19 protein-coding genes are annotated in these 20,292 nt (G+C 59.8%); 13 read left to right on the plus strand and 6 right to left on the minus strand.

The features are described 5' to 3' along the window. The first annotated feature begins 27 nt into the window (after positions 1–27). A complete protein-coding gene (locus tag NO932_RS09350; protein WP_309210947.1) occupies positions 28–669 on the plus strand; it encodes a glutathione S-transferase family protein in 642 nt (213 codons plus the stop codon). A gap of 74 nt (positions 670–743) precedes the next feature. On the opposite strand, the gene NO932_RS09355 is transcribed toward NO932_RS09350, so the two are convergent. Next, complete coding sequence (locus NO932_RS09355) at positions 744–893, minus strand: DUF1127 domain-containing protein (RefSeq protein WP_309161280.1); 150 nt, start codon at positions 891–893, stop codon at positions 744–746. A 408-nt stretch (positions 894–1,301) separates the two neighbouring features. Further along, positions 1,302–4,193 (minus strand): excinuclease ABC subunit UvrA, encoded by a 2,892-nt coding sequence (gene uvrA / locus NO932_RS09360; RefSeq protein ID WP_309210948.1) that lies wholly within the window; start codon positions 4,191–4,193, stop codon positions 1,302–1,304. A gap of 327 nt (positions 4,194–4,520) precedes the next feature. On the opposite strand from uvrA, the gene ssb reads away from it, so the two are divergent. Beyond that, positions 4,521–5,009 carry a single-stranded DNA-binding protein gene (ssb, locus tag NO932_RS09365; RefSeq protein ID WP_309161277.1) on the plus strand — a complete coding sequence of 163 codons (489 nt, stop codon included), beginning with the start codon at positions 4,521–4,523 and terminating at the stop codon, positions 5,007–5,009. 38 nt (positions 5,010–5,047) lie between these two features. Here ssb and NO932_RS09370 read toward each other — a convergent pair whose 3' ends face one another. Further along, positions 5,048–5,482, minus strand: a complete 435-nt coding sequence (locus NO932_RS09370) for an Lrp/AsnC family transcriptional regulator (RefSeq protein ID WP_309210950.1) — start codon at positions 5,480–5,482, stop codon at positions 5,048–5,050. 111 nt (positions 5,483–5,593) lie between these two features. Between NO932_RS09370 and rocF the strand changes: the two genes are divergently transcribed. Both rocF and rocD read left to right on the plus strand, forming a co-directional pair. Beyond that, entirely contained in the window at positions 5,594–6,520 is a 927-nt protein-coding gene (gene rocF / locus NO932_RS09375) for an arginase (RefSeq protein WP_309210952.1), read from the plus strand. Positions 6,521–6,529: 9 nt separating this feature from the next. Next, positions 6,530–7,732 (plus strand): ornithine--oxo-acid transaminase, encoded by a 1,203-nt coding sequence (rocD, locus tag NO932_RS09380; RefSeq protein WP_309210954.1) that lies wholly within the window; start codon positions 6,530–6,532, stop codon positions 7,730–7,732. Here rocD and NO932_RS09385 read toward each other — a convergent pair. The 3 genes from NO932_RS09385 to NO932_RS09395 all read right to left on the minus strand — a co-directional run bounded on the left by NO932_RS09385 (position 7,729) and on the right by NO932_RS09395 (position 10,383). Further along, complete coding sequence (locus tag NO932_RS09385; RefSeq protein WP_309210955.1) at positions 7,729–8,658, minus strand: YihY/virulence factor BrkB family protein; 930 nt, start codon at positions 8,656–8,658, stop codon at positions 7,729–7,731. The genes rocD and NO932_RS09385 overlap by 4 nt on opposite strands. Before the next feature lie 13 nt (positions 8,659–8,671). After that, the gene (locus NO932_RS09390; protein ID WP_309161270.1) at positions 8,672–9,127 is read right to left on the minus strand and encodes a host attachment family protein; all 456 of its coding nucleotides are present in this window, start codon (positions 9,125–9,127) and stop codon (positions 8,672–8,674) included. A gap of 62 nt (positions 9,128–9,189) precedes the next feature. Next, positions 9,190–10,383, minus strand: a complete 1,194-nt coding sequence (locus tag NO932_RS09395) for an MFS transporter (protein ID WP_309210956.1) — start codon at positions 10,381–10,383, stop codon at positions 9,190–9,192. 243 nt (positions 10,384–10,626) lie between these two features. Between NO932_RS09395 and gyrA the strand changes: the two genes are divergently transcribed. From gyrA to map, 9 genes are all read left to right on the plus strand, one after another. After that, positions 10,627–13,338, plus strand: coding sequence for a DNA gyrase subunit A (gene gyrA / locus NO932_RS09400; protein ID WP_309211015.1), 2,712 nt, complete (start codon positions 10,627–10,629; stop codon positions 13,336–13,338). Between the two features lie 71 nt (positions 13,339–13,409). Continuing rightward, complete coding sequence (locus NO932_RS09405; RefSeq protein ID WP_309210957.1) at positions 13,410–14,030, plus strand: LysE family translocator; 621 nt, start codon at positions 13,410–13,412, stop codon at positions 14,028–14,030. Between the two features lie 11 nt (positions 14,031–14,041). After that, positions 14,042–14,530, plus strand: a complete 489-nt coding sequence (coaD, locus tag NO932_RS09410) for a pantetheine-phosphate adenylyltransferase (protein WP_309161267.1) — start codon at positions 14,042–14,044, stop codon at positions 14,528–14,530. Further along, the gene (locus tag NO932_RS09415; protein ID WP_375142867.1) at positions 14,530–15,150 is read left to right on the plus strand and encodes a peptidylprolyl isomerase; all 621 of its coding nucleotides are present in this window, start codon (positions 14,530–14,532) and stop codon (positions 15,148–15,150) included. The genes coaD and NO932_RS09415 overlap by 1 nt, the downstream gene beginning before the upstream one ends. 20 nt (positions 15,151–15,170) lie before the next feature. Continuing rightward, on the plus strand, positions 15,171–15,647 hold the full coding sequence (locus tag NO932_RS09420; RefSeq protein WP_309210958.1) for a peptidylprolyl isomerase: 477 nt from the start codon (positions 15,171–15,173) through the stop codon (positions 15,645–15,647). Between the two features lie 27 nt (positions 15,648–15,674). Beyond that, complete coding sequence (gene queA / locus NO932_RS09425; protein WP_309210959.1) at positions 15,675–16,748, plus strand: tRNA preQ1(34) S-adenosylmethionine ribosyltransferase-isomerase QueA; 1,074 nt, start codon at positions 15,675–15,677, stop codon at positions 16,746–16,748. Further along, on the plus strand, positions 16,745–17,878 hold the full coding sequence (gene tgt / locus NO932_RS09430; RefSeq protein ID WP_309210961.1) for a tRNA guanosine(34) transglycosylase Tgt: 1,134 nt from the start codon (positions 16,745–16,747) through the stop codon (positions 17,876–17,878). The genes queA and tgt overlap by 4 nt, the downstream gene beginning before the upstream one ends. Positions 17,879–17,887: 9 nt before the next feature. Further along, positions 17,888–19,528 carry a glucose-6-phosphate isomerase gene (gene pgi, locus NO932_RS09435; protein ID WP_309210962.1) on the plus strand — a complete coding sequence of 547 codons (1,641 nt, stop codon included), beginning with the start codon at positions 17,888–17,890 and terminating at the stop codon, positions 19,526–19,528. Between the two features lie 2 nt (positions 19,529–19,530). Beyond that, positions 19,531–20,286, plus strand: a complete 756-nt coding sequence (map, locus tag NO932_RS09440) for a type I methionyl aminopeptidase (RefSeq protein WP_309210964.1) — start codon at positions 19,531–19,533, stop codon at positions 20,284–20,286. Positions 20,287–20,292: the final 6 nt, after the last annotated feature.

Here is a 20,292-nt window from a genome sequence, read left to right on the forward strand (position 1 = left end):
CATCGTCGTTTAACGAGTGAGTTTTTCATGACGGAAATCATTCTTTGGGGCCGTGCCAACTCGGCCAATGTTCAAAAGGCCCTATGGGCCTTGGAAGAGGTTGGGGCGGCATATGACCGGCGCGATGCGGGCGGAAAGTTCGGGGGGCTCGATACGCCCGAGTTCATCGCGATGAATCCGAATCGACTGGTGCCGGTGCTGCAGCACAACGACCTGACGCTTTGGGAGAGTCATGCGATCGTGCGGTATGTCGCGGCACAATGGGGGCGGGCCAGCCTGTGGAGGGAAGACATAGCCGAGCGGGCGGTGGTCGATCAGTGGACCGACTGGACCGTATCAACCTTCCAACCGGCCTGGATCGGGGTTTTCTCGCATGTGGTGCGGACTGCACCGGAGCGGCGGGATGCCGAGGCGATCGCGGCGGCCATGGCCAGGACAACCGACGCTCTTGCAATCATGGACGCGCAGCTCGAGAAAACTCCTTATCTCGCGGGGGAGACGTTCAGCTATGCCGATATCGTTGCCGGCGTATCACTCTACCGCTGGACGACCATGGAGATCGATAGACCCGACATGCCGGCTGTTGCGGCCTGGCACACGCGGCTTGCGGAACGCCCAGCGTTCGAGAAGGTGGTCTGCGTGTCCTATGAGGATCTGCGGGCGAGATAAACCCGGGAATCAAAAAAGGCATCCTTGATCAAGGATGCCTTTTTCGCGTTCGGACGTTGGAGGTCGTCTGAAGCTTAAAGCTGGTTGGCATGATCACGCGCGATGCGTTCGATGTCGCCGCGGGTGATGCCGAGATCGTTCAGTTCACGGTTGCCGAGCGCATTGAGCTCACGAACCGTCTGCTGATAAGCCGACCACTTCTTAAGAGTCTTGCGAATGCCCATCTCAATTTTCCTTTCGTTTGACGACTGGGATATAGAACCTAAATCTCGACCTTTGAACTAGGGATTTGTCATTTCGGCCATGCGGTTTCCGCATGGCTGGCTACGGTCGCCTCGGCTTACTCCGGACGGTCAAACAGACTCTTGGTCATCTTGTGAAAATCTCCGACAGGACCAAGATCGCAACCACGGTCGAGAAACGGCGGCGGACGGCGCCAATTGGGAGGAACGGTTCCCGCAGGACGCGTTTTCCAGGTGATACGAACAAACATGGACATCACCATGCTGGTTGTTTGCACCCTTCAAAGATACCCGCGAATCATCACTTCAAGGTATGCGTCAACGCGCACGCCGCCCCTGCGGGCCGCGCATGGCAAAGCCATCAAACCGTCATGAAACAGCGCCGCAAGCCTATTGCGCGGCACTCATGCGTTGGGGGCGGCGTTCCATTACCTCCTTGATGAAGCGGCCCGTGTGGGAACGCGGGCTTTCAGCTACCTCTTCGGGCGTACCCACGGCAACGATCTCGCCGCCGCCATCACCACCTTCGGGACCCAGATCGATGATCCAGTCGGCGGTCTTAATGACCTCGAGGTTGTGTTCGATGACCACCACCGTATTTCCGCTGTCCACAAGCTCCTGAAGCACTTCGAGGAGCTTGGCGACATCATGGAAGTGCAGACCCGTGGTGGGTTCGTCCAGCACATAAAGGGTGCGGCCGGTGGCGCGCTTGGAAAGCTCCTTGGCGAGCTTGACTCGTTGGGCTTCCCCCCCCGACAGGGTGGTCGCCTGCTGACCAATCTTGACGTAACCGAGCCCGACCCGCTGTAGGGTGACCAGCTTGTCGCGGATCACCGGCACCGCCGAGAAGAACTCCACGCCTTCATCCACCGTCAGTTCGAGAACATCGGCAATCGACTTGCCCTTAAACTGCACCTCAAGCGTCTCGCGGTTGTAGCGATGCCCCTTGCAAACGTCGCAGGTGACATAAACGTCGGGCAGAAAGTGCATCTCGATCTTGATCACGCCATCGCCTTGGCAGGCTTCGCAGCGGCCGCCCTTGACGTTGAATGAGAAGCGGCCCGGCGCATAGCCGCGAGCCTTGGCTTCGGGCATGTTGGCGAACCAATCCCGAATGTGCGTGAAGGCTCCGGTATAGGTCGCGGGATTAGACCGCGGCGTGCGCCCGATCGGGCTCTGGTCGATGTCTATGACCTTGTCGAGAAATTCGAGGCCCGTGAGGCTTTCGTGCGGGGCAGGGTGGACGCGCGCGCCGTTCAGGCGGCGGGCGACGGCCTGATAAAGCGTATCGATGGTTAAAGTCGACTTGCCGCCGCCCGATACGCCCGTAACGGCAACGAACATGCCCAGCGGGATATCGACCGAAACATTCTTGAGGTTGTTTCCAGTGGCACCCACGAGCGAGAGCTTGCGGCCCTTTTTGGGTTTGCGGCGCTCGGCCGGGATTTCGATGCCCATGCGGCCCGAGAGATACTGGCCCGTGAGGCTTTCGGGATGGTTGAGGATGTCCTGGGGGGTGCCCTGGGCGATAACGTGCCCGCCATGCACACCGGCACCAGGCCCGATATCGAGAACATGATCGGCTGTCAGGATCGCATCCTCGTCGTGCTCGACGACGATCACCGTGTTGCCCAGATCCCGCAGACGGCGCAGCGTTTCGAGCAAACGCGCATTGTCGCGCTGATGCAGGCCGATCGAAGGCTCGTCGAGCACGTAGAGGACCCCGGTAAGTCCCGATCCGATCTGGCTCGCCAGACGGATACGCTGGCTCTCGCCGCCCGAGAGGGACCCCGAGTTACGCGAAAGCGTCAGGTATTCGAGGCCGACATCATTAAGGAAGGTCAGCCGCTCGCGGATCTCCTTGAGAACACGCTCGCCGATGGCCCCTTGCGTATCATTGAGATGGCTGGGCAAATCCGTGAACCACTCGACCGCCGCCTTGATGGAAAAGTCCGCGACCTGGCCAATATGGAGATCGTTGATCTTGACGGCCAGCGCTTCGGGCTTCAGGCGATAGCCGCCGCAGGCGGGGCAGGGGGCGGCCGACATGTAGCGCTCGATATCCTCGCGCGCGGCAGACGATTCCGTCTCGCGATAGCGGCGTTCGAGGTTGCCGATCACTCCTTCAAACGGCTTATTTGTCGTATATTTGCGCAAGCCGTCGTCATAGACGAACTCGATAGGCGTCTTGTCGGTGCCGAACAGGATGGCGTGCTGCACCTCGAAAGGCAGATCCTGCCATGCGGTGCCTGTTGAAGCCTTATAGTGACGCGTTACCGCCTGCAGGGTTTGCAAATAATAAGGCGAAGACGTTTTGGACCAGGGCTGAATGGCGCCGTCGCGCAGCGACAGCGATCCGTCCGGAACGACCAGTTCGGGATCGATCTTGGCCTCGGTGCCCAGGCCGGAGCACACCGGACAAGCGCCGAACGGGTTGTTGAACGAGAACAGCCGCGGTTCGATTTCCGCGATGGTAAAGCCGGAAACCGGGCAAGCGAACTTTTCCGAGAAGGTGAGGCGCTTAGGGGTGCCGTCATCTTCGGTTTGGTCGGCGAACTCGGCAAGCGCGATGCCATCAGCCAGCCGCAGCGCCGTCTCGAAGCTCTCGGCGAGGCGGCTGGATATATCGGCGCTGACGACGACACGGTCGACGACGACTTCGATGTCGTGCTTGAGCTTCTTGTCGAGCGCGGGGGCTTCTTCGATCTCGTAGAACTCACCGTCGATCTTAACGCGCTGGAAGCCCTTCTTCATGAGCTCGGCCAATTCCTTGCGGTACTCGCCCTTGCGCCCGCGTACAATGGGAGCCAGCAGGTAAAGCCGCGTACCTTCCTCGAGCGCCAATACCTTGTCGACCATCAGGGAAACCGTCTGGCTTTCGATGGGCAGACCCGTGGCGGGTGAATAAGGAATACCCACGCGAGCAAAGAGAAGGCGCAGATAGTCGTAAATTTCGGTGACGGTGCCGACCGTCGAGCGCGGGTTGCGCGACGTGGTCTTCTGCTCGATGGAAATAGCCGGCGAAAGCCCGTCGATCTGCTCGACATCGGGCTTCTGCATCATTTCGAGAAACTGGCGGGCGTAGGCCGAAAGGCTTTCCACATACCGCCGCTGGCCTTCGGCGTAGATCGTATCGAATGCAAGCGAAGATTTGCCTGAGCCCGAAAGCCCGGTCATCACGATCAGCTTGTCCCGGGGCAGGCGGACGTCGATATTCTTGAGATTGTGCTCCCTGGCACCTCGAATGACGATGTCGCGGTCGGGATTGGAGATGTCATTCATCGGTTGCAACGTCCAAAGGTAGCGGTCCGGCAGGACCGGCAATAGCAATTCTAACGGGCGCGGGAGGCGTCCGGTTCACTTAAGCACAACATGGCCGGGCTGCAAGATGGCGGAACGCACATCTGCGATACACCAGGAACATAATATGAACATATTGAACTTCGTCAAGCTTGACAATTCCAATCGCTCGTGAACAAATTGGGAACAAAGGAGTTGTGCAAAGCTCTGCTTGGCAATGAACTTGCCGGGCCAATCCCTATATAGTGCGTCCCAGCGTGACTGGCCGGATTTCGGTTCGGCGGACAAGAGACAGGAAAGCGAAAGAATATGTCGGGAAGCGTCAACAAGGTTATTCTGGTGGGCAATCTCGGAGCGGATCCCGAGGTCCGGTCGCTGCCGAGCGGTAGCCCCGTCGTCAATCTGCGCATCGCGACGTCGGAGCGCTGGCGCGACCGCAATACGGGTGAACCGCGCGAGCGGACCGAATGGCACCGCGTGGTGATCTTCAGCGAGGGCCTGGCCAAGGTTGCGCAGAATTACCTGCGCAAGGGCTCCAAGGTTTATATCGAAGGTCAACTTCAGACCCGGAAGTGGGAAAAGGACGGTCAGGATCAGTATACGACCGAGATCGTGTTGCAGGGGTTCAATTCGACCCTGACGATGCTCGACGGGCGCGGTGAAGGCGGCGGCGAGAATGCTGGCGGGGGATATGGCTCCGGCGGATATGGTGGGGGAAGGCAGGTCGAGAACCGCAGCCGACCGACAAGCGCCCCGGCATTCGAGCCCGGCGGCATGGACGACGACATTCCGTTCTGAGGAAAAGGCGCCGAGAGGCGCCTTTTGCATTTGCCGGCTTAGCGGCGGAAGCGGGCGGCCAGCAGAATATTGGTTTCGGTGAGGCTGACGCCCTCGATGAGGCGAATGGAGCGTAAGACCTCATCGAATTCGGGCAGTGAGCCGGTATCGATTTCGGCAACGAGATCCCAGCGGCCGTTAGTGCTGTAGAGTGCGCGGACCTGCGGCAAGCCCGCTAAGGCACGCGCCACGCGGTCGGTGACGCGTCCTTCGACTTCGATCATCGCGATGGAGCGGATGCGGTCGGTCTCTTCGGACGTGCCGAGCCGCACGCCATAGCCGGTGATGATTCCACTTGCCTCCAACCGTTCCATGCGCGCCCGCACCGTCGTGCGAGACAATCCGAGAGTTGCGGCAAGACTGGAGACTGGCAGGCGGGCATTGTCTCTCAGCAGGGAGAGGAGACGACGATCTGTTTCATCAACAGTTGCCATTTTGAGTAGTTCCGCTGGCCAATATGACCAATGATAGGGCCATGTTGCGCAGATATGCAACTTATGAGCGACTGATTGCTTAGGCATGCTGCTCGTAAGCGGAGGATTTGCATGCGTGGACCGGCTCCCAGAACTGTCACCCTGATTGGTGCACCCATAGAGGAGGGGGCGGGGCGGCAAGGCTGCTCCATGGGACCGAAGGCGCTCAGGATCGCGGGTATCGAGATCGCGTTGGCGGGCTTGGGCCACACGGTTTCGGATATGGGCGATGTGGTGCTGGAGAAAGGGAACTTCACCCTTTCAGGTCTCGCACACAATGCTTCGGTGGTCACCGCGTATGGAAGGGCGATCGCTGACGCAGGGGAAGCGGCGCTGGCGCGCGGCACCGCCGTCTACCTCGGAGGGGATCACGCGCTGTCGTTCGGATCGGTTGCTGCGGCCTTGCGGCATGCTCATCGGCTCGGGAAAAAGCTGCACGTTCTCTGGCTCGATGCGCATGCCGATTTCAACACGCCGCAAACCTCGACCTCCGGGAATATGCACGGAATGCCCGCGGCATTCTTTTGCGGCGAACCGGGATTTGAGGGGATGCTTGAGTGCCCCAAGATGCCGGCAACGCGCTTCCATCTCGTTGGGGCGCGTTCGATCGATCCTGCGGAAGCGGACCTGCTCGAGGCGCGGGGCGCCGATGTCAACGACATGGCGGAGATCGATGAGCATGGCATCGGCGCCATCATCCGGCGCATCCTTGGGGAGGTGGAAGCCGAGGACGCCTTTTTGCACGTGAGCCTGGACGTAGACTTCGTCGAGCCGGATATGGCGCCCGGTGTTGGGACGACGGTACCAGGTGGTGCAACGGTGCGCGAGGCGCATCTTGCCATGGAAATGGTGGGGCGCAGCGGACGCATGATCAGCCTGGACCTGGTGGAGCTCAATCCATTTCTCGACGATCGCGGCCGGAGTGCCCGCCTTATGGTCGAATTGGCGGCCAGCGGATTTGGGCGCCGCATATTCGACAGGCCAACGCTGCCAGCCTAGGGGAAAACCATGACACGAACCGAGGAACTGATCGCGCTGGAAGCATCCCTTGGCGCGCATAACTATCAACCGCTGGACGTGGCCCTCGTGCGCGGAGAGGGCGTGTTCGTTTATGATGTTGAAGGAAAGCGCTACCTCGATTGTCTCTCGGCATATTCAGCGGTGAATCAGGGACACTGCCACCCCAGGATTCTCGCCGCGATGGTTGAGCAGGCGGGCAAGCTGACTCTGACCTCGCGCGCCTTCCGCAACGATCAGCTCGGTCTGTTCTACCGGGAGATCGCCGAACTCACCGGTTCTCATAAGGTGCTGCCGATGAATACCGGAGCCGAAGCGGTCGAAAGTGCCATCAAGGCGGTGCGGAAATGGGGGTATGAGGTCAAGGGCGTCGAAAAGGACAAGGCAGAGATCATCGTCTGCGCCAACAATTTTCATGGGAGGACGATCGGTATTGTCGGGTTTTCGACCGACCCGGACGCACGGGGCGGGTTCGGGCCGTTTGCACCTGGATTCAAGGTGGTTCCGTTCGGCGATGCCGAGGCGTTTGAGCGGGCGATAACCGGGAACACGGTTGCGTTCCTGGTGGAGCCGATCCAGGGGGAAGCCGGGGTGATCATTCCGCCAGAGGGATATTTCAAGCGGGTTCGCGAGCTCTGCACGCAACATAACGTGATGCTTATATTGGATGAGATCCAAACAGGCCTCGGGCGCACGGGCAAGTTGCTGGCGGAGCAGCACGAAGGTATCGAGGCGGATGTCACGCTCTTGGGCAAGGCGTTGTCAGGTGGGTTCTATCCCGTCTCCGCGGTGCTCTCCAATTCAGAAGTTCTCGGAGTTCTCAAGCCCGGCCAGCACGGCTCGACGTTCGGCGGCAACCCTTTGGCGTGCGCGGTTGCTCGCATGGCGATGAAGGTGTTGATCGAGGAAGGGATGATCGAGAATGCCGCCCAGCTCGGGCCTTATTTCCTTGAAGGGCTGGCCGGCATTCGCTCAAATCACGTCAAAGCGGTGCGAGGGCGCGGGCTCATGCTTGCGGTCGATTTGCATCCGGAAGCGGGGGGCGCCAGGCCATTCTGTTATAAGTTGCGGGACAAGGGCATTTTGGCCAAGGATACGCATACCGATACCATCCGCATTGCGCCGCCCCTCATCATTACCAAGGATCAGATCGACGATGCCCTGGCGGTGTTCGATACCGTCCTTGGAATCTAGTCGACAACGTGATCGGCGACATAGGCTCCGCGAGAGCCCATGGGCTTGTCGGGACCGATTGTGGTGTCGATGGATGTTTGCAGCTCGATTTCGGCATTGAAGGCCGCACCAAGGACGAAGATCTGAGCCGAAATGTAAAGCCAGAACAGCAGTACCACCGCGGCGGCGAGGGAGCCGAAGCTGGCTTCGAACTGGCCGAAATTTTCGACGTAGAGCGAAAATATCAGGCAGATCCCAAGCCACAGTAGCGTGGCCAGCACAGCGCCCGGCCAGATCCAACGCGCCTTGGCGGCTCGCCGATCGATGGTGAAACGATAAAGCAGTGAGAATGCCAATACCGCAAGTCCCATGAGCACCGGCCACCGCAAGAAGAGGGCCAATTGCTCTCCGGTGCCGGGAATCGGGCTCAGCCCGGTAAGAATGGGAATGGCGGCGACCAATGCCAATGCGGTTATCATGAATGCCGCGCCCAGCACGGTGACGATGAACGACAGCAAGACAGCAAAAAAGAAGCTGCGTCTCACCTTTTCATAATAAGCGGCGGAGGCGGCGTAGATGAGGGCGTCGACCCCGCGCGAACCGCTCCAAAGGGCTATCGCGATCGAAATGGCAAGCCCGATTCCGAGTCCGGCGGGTGGTTGGTCGAGAAGCTTGTCGAGCTGATCGACGATGACCGCAAACGCGATGTCGGGCATGAAGAAGGAAAGCCGCTCGAGCTGGTCGAGAAGAAATGAGCGATCGGCCAGGAGACCGACGAGCAGAACGACAATGGCGATGGACGGAAATATCGAAAGAAAGCTGAAAAAGGCTACGCCCGCGCAACGCAGCGAGGTATCCATGTCGATCATGGTCTTACCGGTCCGGACCAGCACCTGTTTCCAGTCCGACCATTTGAGCTCGATGGGTCGACGGGCGTAGCTGTCCATGAAAGGGCGCCGCTTAGCCGGCGCTCAAAATGCGCTCGATCTGATCGACGGGGTGGTTCGTCAGGTTCTTGGGCACCTCGCCGATGACCTTGGCTGAAACTTCGGCGTGCAGCTCCTTGCGCAACTCTCCCAGGATGCGCGGCGCAGCGCAGAGCACGATTTCCCTGAAGCGGTTACGGTGTGCATATTTGTAAAGGAGCTCGGCGGCATCCTTGGCGAAACGATCCTCGGCCAGCCGGTGCCAGTCAGTTTCCTCCATAGCGCTTTTCTGTCCCACACCATTGTCGCTGCGGCGTCCGGGGCTGTCTGTTCCCTGCTCGCGCGTGGCGGGATTGTTCTGCGCCAGTTCTTTCACAACTTTGAAATCCGGGGTCTTGCGGTTCCCCACATTTTCAAAGAACAGCGCCTTTTCCCCGTCGGCAACCAATACCCAAACCTTGTTGTCGAGGTTGAAATCCATTTCCTGCATGGAGCGTCTCCTGTTCCTTGAGGTCGAACGGGGGAACGGACCAGGGGAAAGTCAGTTCCGCTTCAATGCTCAGCCCGAAAGTTTGCATATCTGGCGAGTGAAGAGAACGCGAGAGTGACAAGGATCAGGCCTGCCGTACCCAGCAATACCGGAGAAAATCCCGTGTGTTCGGCAATGAAGCCGATGGCCGAGGGGGCAACAAGGATGCCCGAATATCCAGTGACCGTCACAATGGACAGTCCGATACCAGGGGGTACGCCCGGCAAGTTGCCGGCGGCGGAAAAGGCGATCGGAACCATGTTGGATATGCCGATGCCGGCGATGGCAAAACCGGTGATGACAAGTTCCGGGGTGGGGGCGACCGAGGCGAGGATCATTCCCGTGAGCGCAAAGCAGCCGCAGACCCTGAGCGTTAAAACCGCGCCCAGACGCTGGCGGATGGCATCGCCGGCGAAGCGCATGATGGCCATGGTGGCCGAAAAGGCGGCGAAGCCGAACGATGCCAGTTCGATGGACGCACCGTGGTCGCGCTGCAGATAGACCGCGCTCCAATCGAGGATCGCCCCTTCCGGTATCATCGAGAACAACGCCATTGTGCCCACAAGATAGGGCAGGGGTAACGAAGGGAAGCGCAGGGGTGTGGATGCCCTGGCCTCGGCCGTTGGCTGATCCTGAGCAATCAGCGGCAGCACGGGAAGGGTGATGATTGCTGCGATGATCGTCACTGCAACTGAATGACCGAACTCACCGATCGAGCCGAGCAGAAGGCCGCCAATCGAGGCGCCCAACAAGCCACCGAGGCTCCAAAAGCCGTGGCAGGAGGACATGATGGCTCGTCCCATGCGCTTTTCGACTTCGACGGCATTGGTATTCATGGCCACGTCCATGCCGCCGATGAAGCCGCCGAAAGCAAAGACCACGATCGCGGTCGTCACCAGTTCGGGGGCCAGCGAAATCAACGGCAGCAGGGGGAGCACGATCAGTGCAGCCAGTTTGAGGATCGGGGCTGAACCACTGCGGGCCGTCAGGGTGCCGAATATGGGCATGATCACGATCGAGCCGAGCCCGAACACCAGGATCAACAGGCCCATAACCGACTCGGTGATACCCAGCCGGGCCATGAGCACAGGAATTTTGGGAGCCCAGCTACCAACCAGAAAGCCATTCATCAGAAACAGGATCGAAACGGCAATGCGGTCGCCGCGCATACCGAAATAGAGCGGCGCCGAGCCGCGGGAAGTGGCTAGGTCTGACATCGGGAACTCGAACTCGAAAAAGATCTTCTCGCATGCGCCATTCAACCGATTGTGGCGACTTGGGCAAGCAAATTCATGTAATCGATAACATAGGCCTCTGTTTGGCAGGAAAATGCGCCAGGATTACGCCATGAGAGCCTGTGAAACTGGCATCTGCCGGCGGAATCGAATAAACCGATTGCCAGCAGAATCAGTGCAGAAACGAGTATCGTGACAGACACGCCAGAAGATGACGCGGGCGGCATGCTGCCCTCCGACATCAACCCGATCTCGATAACCGACGAGATGCGCAAGTCCTATCTCGATTACGCCATGAGCGTGATCGTGAGCCGGGCCTTGCCCGATGTGCGCGATGGGCTGAAGCCCGTTCACCGCCGCATCCTCTTTTCGATGCATGAGCAGGGATACGAATACAACAAGCCCTACCGCAAATCGGCCCGCGTGGTCGGTGACGTGATCGGTAAGTATCACCCGCACTCGGACGATGCGGTCTATATGTCGTTGGTTCGCATGGCGCAGGATTTCTCCATGCGCGTGCCGCTGATCGATGGACAAGGCAATTTCGGCTCCGTGGACGGCGATATGCCGGCAGCCATGCGATACACTGAAGCACGCATGGAAAAGGTCACCGGATCGCTGCTCGAGGATCTCGACAAGGATACCGTCGATTTCCGCGACAACTATGATGCGAGCGAGAAAGAGCCGACGGTTCTGCCGGCGCGCTTTCCCAACCTGCTCGTCAATGGCGGCGGCGGCATCGCGGTGGGCATGGCCACCAATATCCCCAGCCATAATCTGGGAGAGGTGATCGATGCGTGCCTCGCCGTGATGGACAATCCGGGCATCACGGTCGATGAGCTGATGGAAATCATGCCTGGACCGGACTTTCCAACGGCCGGCATCATTATCGGCAAATCGGGTATTCGGTCCGCCTATGAAACGGGGCGCGGTTCGATCCTGATGCGCAGCCGTGTGACCGTCGAAGAGGTGCGCAAGGAGCGCGAGGCGCTCATCGTCCACGAGATTCCCTATCAGGTGAACAAGGCGACGATGATCGAGAAGATCGCCGAGATGGTACGCGACAAGCGCATCGAGGGCATCTCCGACATCCGCGATGAATCCGACCGGCAGGGCATGCGGGTCGTGATAGAATTGAAGCGCGACGCCGTGGCCGATGTCGTGCTCAATCAGCTTTATCGCTACTCGATGCTGCAGACCTCGTTCGGCTGCAATTTCGTGGCGCTCAATGGCGGCAAGCCCGAGATCATGCCGCTCAAGGCGATCCTCGAGGCGTTCCTGCAGTTCCGCGAGACGGTGATCACCCGGCGTACGCGGTTCCTGCTCAACAAGGCGCGTGACCGTGCCCACGTGTTGGTCGGCCTCCTGGTGGCGGTCAACAATGTGGACGAGGTTATCCGGCTGATCCGCTCATCGCCGGACCCCGCCACGGCGCGCGAAAAGCTGCTTGAACGCGATTGGCCGGCGGCCGATGTGATCGACCTCATCGGGTTGATCGACGATCCGCGGCACAAGGTGAACGATGACGGCACCTTCCGCCTGTCTGACGAGCAGGCCCGCGCCATTCTGGCTCTGACACTGTCTCGCCTGACCGCCCTGGGGCGGAACGAGATCGGTGACGAACTCAATACGCTCGGCGAGCAGATCAAGGACTATCTCGATATCCTGCGCTCGCGAGACCGTGTGCTGGCGATCATTCGCGACGAACTGGCGGAGGTGCGCGATCAATACGCCACGCCACGTCTGACTCAGATCGACGAATTTGCCGGTGATCTGGACGACGAGGACCTGATCGCGCGCGAAGACATGGTGGTGACGGTCAGCCATGCCGGCTACATCAAGCGTGTCCCGCTCTCGACCTATCGCGCCCAGCGAAGGGGCGGGAAAGGGCGCTCGGGTATGTCCACGAGAGACGAGGATTTCGTCTCGCGGCTGTTCGTCGCCAACACCCATACACCCGTTCTGTTCTTTTCCTCGCGCGGCATCGTCTACAAGATGAAGGTCTGGCGGCTGCCGGTGGCGGCGCCCAATGCGCGCGGCAAGGCGCTGATCAACATGCTGCCGCTTGAAGAGGGCGAGCGCATCACCTCGATCATGCCGTTGCCCGAGGATGAATCGAGCTGGGAAAGCCTCGATGTGATGTTTGCCACGCGTTCGGGCAATGTCCGGCGCAACAAGCTGTCGGACTTCGTGGAAGTGCGGCAGAACGGCAAGATCGCCATGAAGCTCGATGAGGGCGACGGGATCGTGGGCGTCGAGACTGCCAGCGAAAGTGACGACATCCTGATCACCACGGCCAACGGGCAGTGCATCCGGTTTGCGATCACCGATGTTCGCGTGTTCAAGGGCCGAGATTCGACGGGCGTACGCGGGATCAATCTCGCTGAAGGCGATGAAGTGATCGCCATGTCGATTCTACGGCATTTCGAAGCCTCTGCCGACGAGCGCGCTGCTTACCTCAAGATGAGCCGTGCCGTGCGCGGCGAGACCGAGGAAGCGGGCGACAGCGACGAAGAAGCAGCGGGCGATGCTCCGCTCGACCAGGATCGGTATGCCGCGATGAGCGCATCTGAGCAGTTCGTATTGACGATCTCGGAAAAGGGTTACGGCAAGCGGACCTCGTCGTTCGAGTACCGGATTACCGGGCGCGGGGGCAAAGGCATCGTTGCCATGGCGGTCAACGCCCGAAACGGCAAGTTGGTGGGCTCGTTCCCCGTTGAGGATGAAAACCAGCTCATGCTGGTGACCAATGGCGGGCAGGTCATCCGGGTGCCGGTGGACGGGATCCGCATTGTCGGGCGTTCGAGTCAGGGCGTCACCATCTTCCGCACGGCGGCCGACGAAAGGGTCGTCTCGGTCGAGCGCATCAGCGAGCCGGAAAATGGCGACGATGAGGGGCCGGCCGAAATGTCAGAGGCGCCGGACGCCGAAGAGTAGTTGTTGCTGTGCCATGGCCTCTTGCCAAGTGCAGGAGGCCGTGGCTAGCTGACGGCTCTTCGGAGGCTGCCATGCTCGAATTTTCCTCCCTTCTCGCCTTTCTGCTGGCTTCGTTTTTTATCGCGGTAGTTCCAGGCCCCACGGTCACGGTTATCATCGCAAGTGCCCTTGCGCGCGGAACCTTGGCCGGCATGGCCATCATCCTGGGTACGCAATTGGGGCTCGTCTCAATGATCCTGGTTGTTGCGCTTGGGATGGAAGCGGTGATGAGTGTAATGGGATGGGCGTTCGATTGGATCAAGATGATCGGCGCCGCCTACCTTGTGTGGCTCGGCTATAAGATGCTGCGGTCGAGCGGCCGGATCGAAGCTGGGGAAGCCGAGCGGCACCGCACTCTGCGCGGCTATGTCATGCAGGGCTTCATCGTCATCTGGTCCAACCCAAAAGCGCTGCTGATGTTCGGAGCATTCCTGCCGCAGTTCGTCGTGGAGAGCAGCGCCGCGTTTCCCCAGATTCTGCTGTTGGGCGGGCTTTTCATGTTGGCGACGACGCTGAGTGATTCAGTCTATGCGGTGCTGGCAGGGCAGGCGCGGCACTGGATCAGCGCTGCGCGTGTGCGTCTGGTCAACCGGGTCTCGGGCGCCGTCCTGATTGGCGGGGGCATCTGGCTTGCGCTGCAGCGCCGGGCATGACAAAAACCGGCATGACTGAACGTGTGGGCTTTTACCCCGGATCGTTCGATCCGGTTACAAACGGCCATCTGGATGTGATCGAGCGGGCGTGCAAGCTCGTCGACCGCCTGATCGTCGGCATAGGCGTTCATGCGGCGAAAAAGCCGATGCTGACAGCGGCGCAACGGCGTGACCTTCTGGTCGAGACCGCGGGAGCGATCGGAACGCGGAAGGGCGTAAAGATCGAGATCGTCGAATTCGACGGCTTGATGGTTCACGCAGCGCAGCGGCTCGGTGCCGGGTTGGTTATTCGCGGCTTGCGCGATACCACCGACTACAATTACGAAATGCAGATGGTGGGCATGAACGCGCAGATGGCTCCGGACATTCAGACGGTATTCGTGCCATCGAGTCCCTATGTCCGCCACATTTCCGCAACGCTGGTGCGCCAGATAGCGGAAATGGGGGGCGACGTTTCGCCCTTCGTACCTCGTTTGGTTCTAAAACTCCTGGAGCAATAATGGCTGGACATGCTGCCAAACCGACCAACCGCGTGGTTGGTGCCCTCGTCTTCGCCTTTGTCACACTGTTTGGTGCAATGGTTGCCTGGCCCTATCTGCCGTTCGGGCAGACGCCGGCCATGGCTCAAACGCCTGCCGAAGTTCCTGCCGACACACCGATTGCCACCCTTATGCTGGAAAGCGGCGAAGTGACGATTGCACTTCGCCCCGACCTGGCCCCCGAACATGTGTCGCGGATCACCGAACTGGCCAATTCGGGCTTTTATGACGGATTGAAATTCCATCGCGTGATCGACGGCTTCATGGCCCAGACTGGAGATCCATTGGGCAATGGCACCGGCGGTTCCGATTTGCCCGATCTTGCCGCCGAGTTCTCGAACGAGCCGTTCGTGCGCGGGACGTTGGGCATGGCCCGGTCGATGGATCCCAATTCGGCCAATTCGCAGTTCTTCATCGTAACCGCGGATTCTCCACATCTGAACGGCCAGTATACGTTGTTCGGCCATGTCGTTTCGGGCATGGAGTTGATCGACGGGTTGGAAAAAGGGCCGGCCAGCGCGAACGGCGCTGTCGCAAACCCCGACATCATGGTTTCTCTGCGCGTAGCAGAGCCTCAATAAGCAAGACAAGGAGGCCTCTCATGGCCGATTACGCCGATCCTGAAAACACGATCATCATGGAAACCAGCAAAGGCAAGGTCGTCATCGAACTGCGCCCGGACCTGGCCCCCAACCATGCCGAGCGCATCAAAGAACTGGCTCGCGAAGGCTTTTACGACGGCATCGTCTTCCATCGTGTGATCGACGGTTTCATGGCGCAGGTTGGTTGCCCGAAGGGTAACGGCACCGGCGGTTCGGATAAGCCTGACCTGAAGGCCGAGTTCAGCCAGGAAAAGCATGTGCGCGGCACGGTTTCGGCGGCTCGTTCTTCGAACCCCAACTCTGCCAATTCCCAGTTCTTCATTTGCTTTGACGATGCGCCCTGGCTCAATGGCCAGTATTCAGTGTTCGGCAAGGTGATCGAGGGCATGGATGCCGTCGATCAGCTCGAACGTGGCGAGCCGGTCCGCAATCCGGACCGCATCGTTTCCATGCGCGTCGCCGCCGACGCCGCCTGACATTTACCGGTCCTCGGATTACATACGATGAAGGTCGACCTTTTCGACTTCGATTTACCTGAGGACCGGATCGCCCTCCATCCAGTGTCGCCGCGAGACAGCGCGAAAATGCTGGTTGTGGGTGCCGATGGCTCGCTCTCGGACCGGGTGGTTACCGACCTCGAGAATATTTTGCGGTCCGGCGACGTCCTTGTCGTCAACGACACTCGCGTTATTCCCGCCGAGCTCAAGGGCCTACGACACCGGGATGAATACGTTGCTTCGGTTTCATTCAATCTGCACAAGCGTGTTGATGGCCATACCTGGCTTGCGTTCGCACGCCCGGCCAAGCGGTTGAAGGTTGGCGACCGGGTGGTGTTCGGTGCCACGTCCGAAGTCTGCATGCTGGACGAGTTGTTCGCCACGGTGGAAGCGGTTGAAGACGGGCAGGTGACGCTGGCTTTCGATTTTTCCGATGCCACGCTCGACGAAGCCATCAAGGCCCGTGGGGCGATGCCGTTGCCACCCTACATCGGCGCCAAACGGAAGATAGAAGAGCGCGACAAGTCCGACTATCAGACGGTATATGCAGAGCATGACGGCGCCGTCGCCGCCCCGACGGCAGGATTGCACTTTACACCCGAGCTTCTGGAGCGACTGGAAGCAAAAGGCATCCAGATCGAGCGCGTGACACTTCATGTGGGGGCAGGGACCTTCCTGCCGATGAAGGCCGACGATACCGAAGATCACACCATGCATTCCGAATGGGGAGTTGTTTCCCCCGAGACGGTGGAGCGCATCAACGCAGCAAAGTCGGCAGGAGCGCGCATTGTGGCTGTGGGAACGACCAGCTTGCGGCTGCTCGAAAGCGCTGCGCGGAGAGCAGGCATTCTCGAGCCATTTGCCGATGAGACGGACATCTTTATCACGCCGGGATTCACGTTCCGTGTCGTTGACGTGCTGATGACCAATTTTCACCTGCCGCGTTCAACGCTGTTCATGCTGGTTTCGTCCTTTTGCGGATTGGAGACCATGCACAAAGCCTACAAGCACGCCATCGACGCCAATTACCGCTTCTACTCCTACGGCGACTCTTCGCTGCTGTTCCGAGCCGATAGATGACCGAACGCTTCCAGTTCACCCTTGCCACCACCGATGGAATGGCGCGGCGGGGGCAGATCGACACGCCGCGCGGCGAGATCAGAACCCCGGCCTTCATGCCCGTCGGGACGGCCGGAACCGTGAAGGCGCTCTATCCCGAGCAGGTGCGCGAGACCGGCGCCGATATTCTTCTGGGCAACACATATCACCTCATGCTTCGGCCTGGCGCCGAGCGGGTAGCACGCCTGGGCGGGCTGCATGAGTTCATGGATTGGCAGCGGCCGATTCTCACCGATTCCGGTGGATTCCAGGTGATGAGCCTCGCCAAGCTCCGGAAGCTCGACGAGAACGGGGTGACGTTCAAATCCCATATTGACGGGTCCTCCCACAGCCTTACGCCGGAACGCTCGATCGAAATTCAAAAGCTGCTGGACTCCGATGTCATCATGCAGCTCGACGAATGCGTGGCTCTGCCGGCCGAGCGCGATGAACTCGAACGAGCTATGGAGCTCTCGATCCGTTGGGCTGAACGTTCGAAGCGGGCCTTCGACGATGCCAAGGGCCGCGCCCTATTCGGAATCGTCCAGGGGGGCGATGATCCCAAACTCAGGTCGCGTTCGGCGGCTGGCCTCGTCGATATCGGCTTTCACGGCTATGCCGTTGGTGGACTGGCCGTAGGCGAGCCGCAACAGGTTATGTTCAAGGTGATCGAAGAGATCACGCCCGAGCTGCCTTCCGACAGGCCCCGTTATCTTATGGGTGTAGGAAAGCCGGACGATCTGCTCGGTGCCGTAGGGCGTGGTATCGACATGTTCGACTGCGTGCATCCCACGCGCGCCGGGCGACATGGTCATGCCTATACACGCTTTGGCGTCATCAATCTCAAGAACGCCCGTCACAAGGACGACAATCGGCCGCTTGACGAGCTTTCGTCCAACCCTACCGCCCGGCGGTTCTCCCGCGCCTATCTGCATCATCTCGTGCGCAGCGAAGAAATTCTGGGTGCGATGATCCTTAGCCAGATCAATCTCTCTTATTATCAGGAGTTGATGGCCGGGATGCGAAATGCGATTGAAAGCTCTGCTTTCGACCAATATTGCGCTTCGGTCCGCGAGGGCTGGGCCAAGGGCGATCTGCCCGCTCTCGAATAGGGGAAAACCATGTCGAACAAAATCCGTAAGGCAGCTTTCGAAGACCTCAAGCAGCACAGAAAGCGCCTTTCGGGGACGACGATGCGCGAACTGTTCGCGCATGACCCGGAGCGGTTCTCGACTTACTCCGCGCACTTTGGCGATATTCTGCTCGACTACTCGAAGAACCGAATCGATAGCCAGTCGATGGCCGCGCTGTTCGACCTTGCTCGGGCGGTCGATGTAGAAGGCCGGCGCGACGACATGTGGTCTGGCAAGCCGATCAACGTCACCGAGCGCCGGTCCGTGCTTCACATGGCACTGCGCCATTTCGGTGAGGCGCCCGTGCTCGTAGATGGCGCCGACGTGATGCCGGCGGTGCGCGATGTTCTGGTTCGCATCAAGGGATTTTCCAATGATGTGCGCGACGGGGCCATCCGGGGGGCGACGGGCGAACAGTTCACGGACGTAGTCAATATCGGCATCGGTGGATCGGACCTTGGTCCGGCTATGGTGACGCTCGCTCTTGCGCCCTATACGCGGCCGAACTTGCGCGCCCACTACGTTTCAAATGTCGATGGTGCGCATATTCACGATACGCTCAAGGGTCTCGATCCGGCGAAAACCCTGTTCATCGTCGCTTCGAAGACGTTCACGACCGACGAGACCATGACCAACGCACAGACCGCGCGGGCCTGGCTTGCCAAGTCGCTTGGCGAAGAGGCGGTGAACGACCACTTCGCTGCGGTTTCTACCAATATCGAGGGGTGCCAGTTCTTCGGAATCCGCGAAGACCGCATCTTCGGGTTCTGGGACTGGGTTGGTGGTCGCTATTCGGTGTGGTCGGCCATTGGCCTGCCAGTGGCGATAGCCGTTGGTTATGAGAACTTCGAAGCCTTCCTGCGCGGGGCAGGGGAAATGGACCAGCATTTCCTCACCGCTCCGCTGGAACAGAACCTGCCGGTCATCATGGGGCTCATGGGAGTTTGGTACCGTAACGCCTGGGGTTTCGCGACCCACGCGGTTCTCCCTTACGATCAGCGTCTGTCACGTTTCCCTGCCTATCTTCAGCAGCAGGATATGGAGTCGAACGGAAAATCGGTGACGCTCAACGGCAAGGATGTCGGCTGGGAAACCGGCCCGGTCATTTGGGGAGAGCCCGGCACCAATGGGCAGCACGCGTTCTACCAGCTCATTCACCAGGGGACGAGCGTCGTTCCGTGCGATTTCCTGCTAGCTGCCAATCCGCATGAAGACCTGTCGCCGCATCACGCCAAGCTCGTCGCCAACTGTCTGGCGCAATCCGAAGCATTGATGTTGGGCAAGACCGAGGACGAGGTTTTGACCGAACTCAAGGGTGCGGGCTTGAGCAAGGATGAGATCAAAGCCTTGCTGCCGCACAAGGTTTTCTCGGGAAACCGCCCCTCCAACACAATTCTTTATTCCAGGCTGGATCCGGAGACGTTGGGTAAGCTGGTGGCGCTTTACGAGCACAAGGTTTTCGTGCAGGGCGCCATCTGGAATGTCAATTCTTACGACCAATGGGGTGTGGAGTTGGGCAAGCAACTCGCCAAGGCCTTGCTATCTGAAGTCGAGAGTGCCGAGACCGCCCAAGCTCACGACAGCTCAACTCAAGGCCTATTGGCTCATTTCCATTCGCTCAAGGGCTGACCATGACTATCACTTCGGAAGAAGAACTTGAACGCCTCAAGGCCATCGGCAGGATTTGCGCCATCGCGCGTGATCGAATGGCTGAAGCACTCGAGCCGGGGATGACCACGCAGGAACTCGATGATATCGGGCGCAAAGTGCTCGACGATCACGGCGCACGCTCGGCTCCGCAGGTGACCTACGATTTCCCCGGCGCGACATGCATATCAGTCAACGAAGAAGTGGCACATGGTATTCCGGGGCAGCGAGTTATCGGCCCGGGCGATCTGGTCAATATCGACGTGTCGGCGGAAAAGGATGGTATCTTTGCTGACACGGGCGCGTCCTACATCGTTCCTCCCGCGAACCGTCGCATCGAAAGGTTATGTCGCGACGGCAAGAAAGCGATGTGGACGGGCATCCGAGCGGTGAAGGCCGGCGGGCGGCTGGCCGAGATTGGCGAGGCGATCGGCAGATTCGCTGGAACCAACGGCTATACGCTTCTGCGCAACCTTGCCAGCCACGGGATTGGCTATGGTTTGCACGACGAGCCGGGGGAAATTCCGACCTGGCCCGATCGCTCCGAGCGTCGCCGCATCGGCGATGGTTTGGTTTTCACCGTCGAGCCGTTCCTGTCGCTGGGTGGGCAGATGGCCGAGGAGAAATCCCTTAACGATCCATGGACGCTGGTCAGTGTGCCTGCGGCGCCGTGCGTTCAGTATGAGCACACGGTGGTTGCCACGCGCCGCGGCGCTGTCGTCGTAACGCTGGCTGCTTGAGCGGCA

This window comes from Pelagibacterium sp. 26DY04 (assembly GCF_031202305.1).
In the GTDB taxonomy this organism is placed as follows: Bacteria; Pseudomonadota; Alphaproteobacteria; order Rhizobiales; family Devosiaceae; genus Pelagibacterium.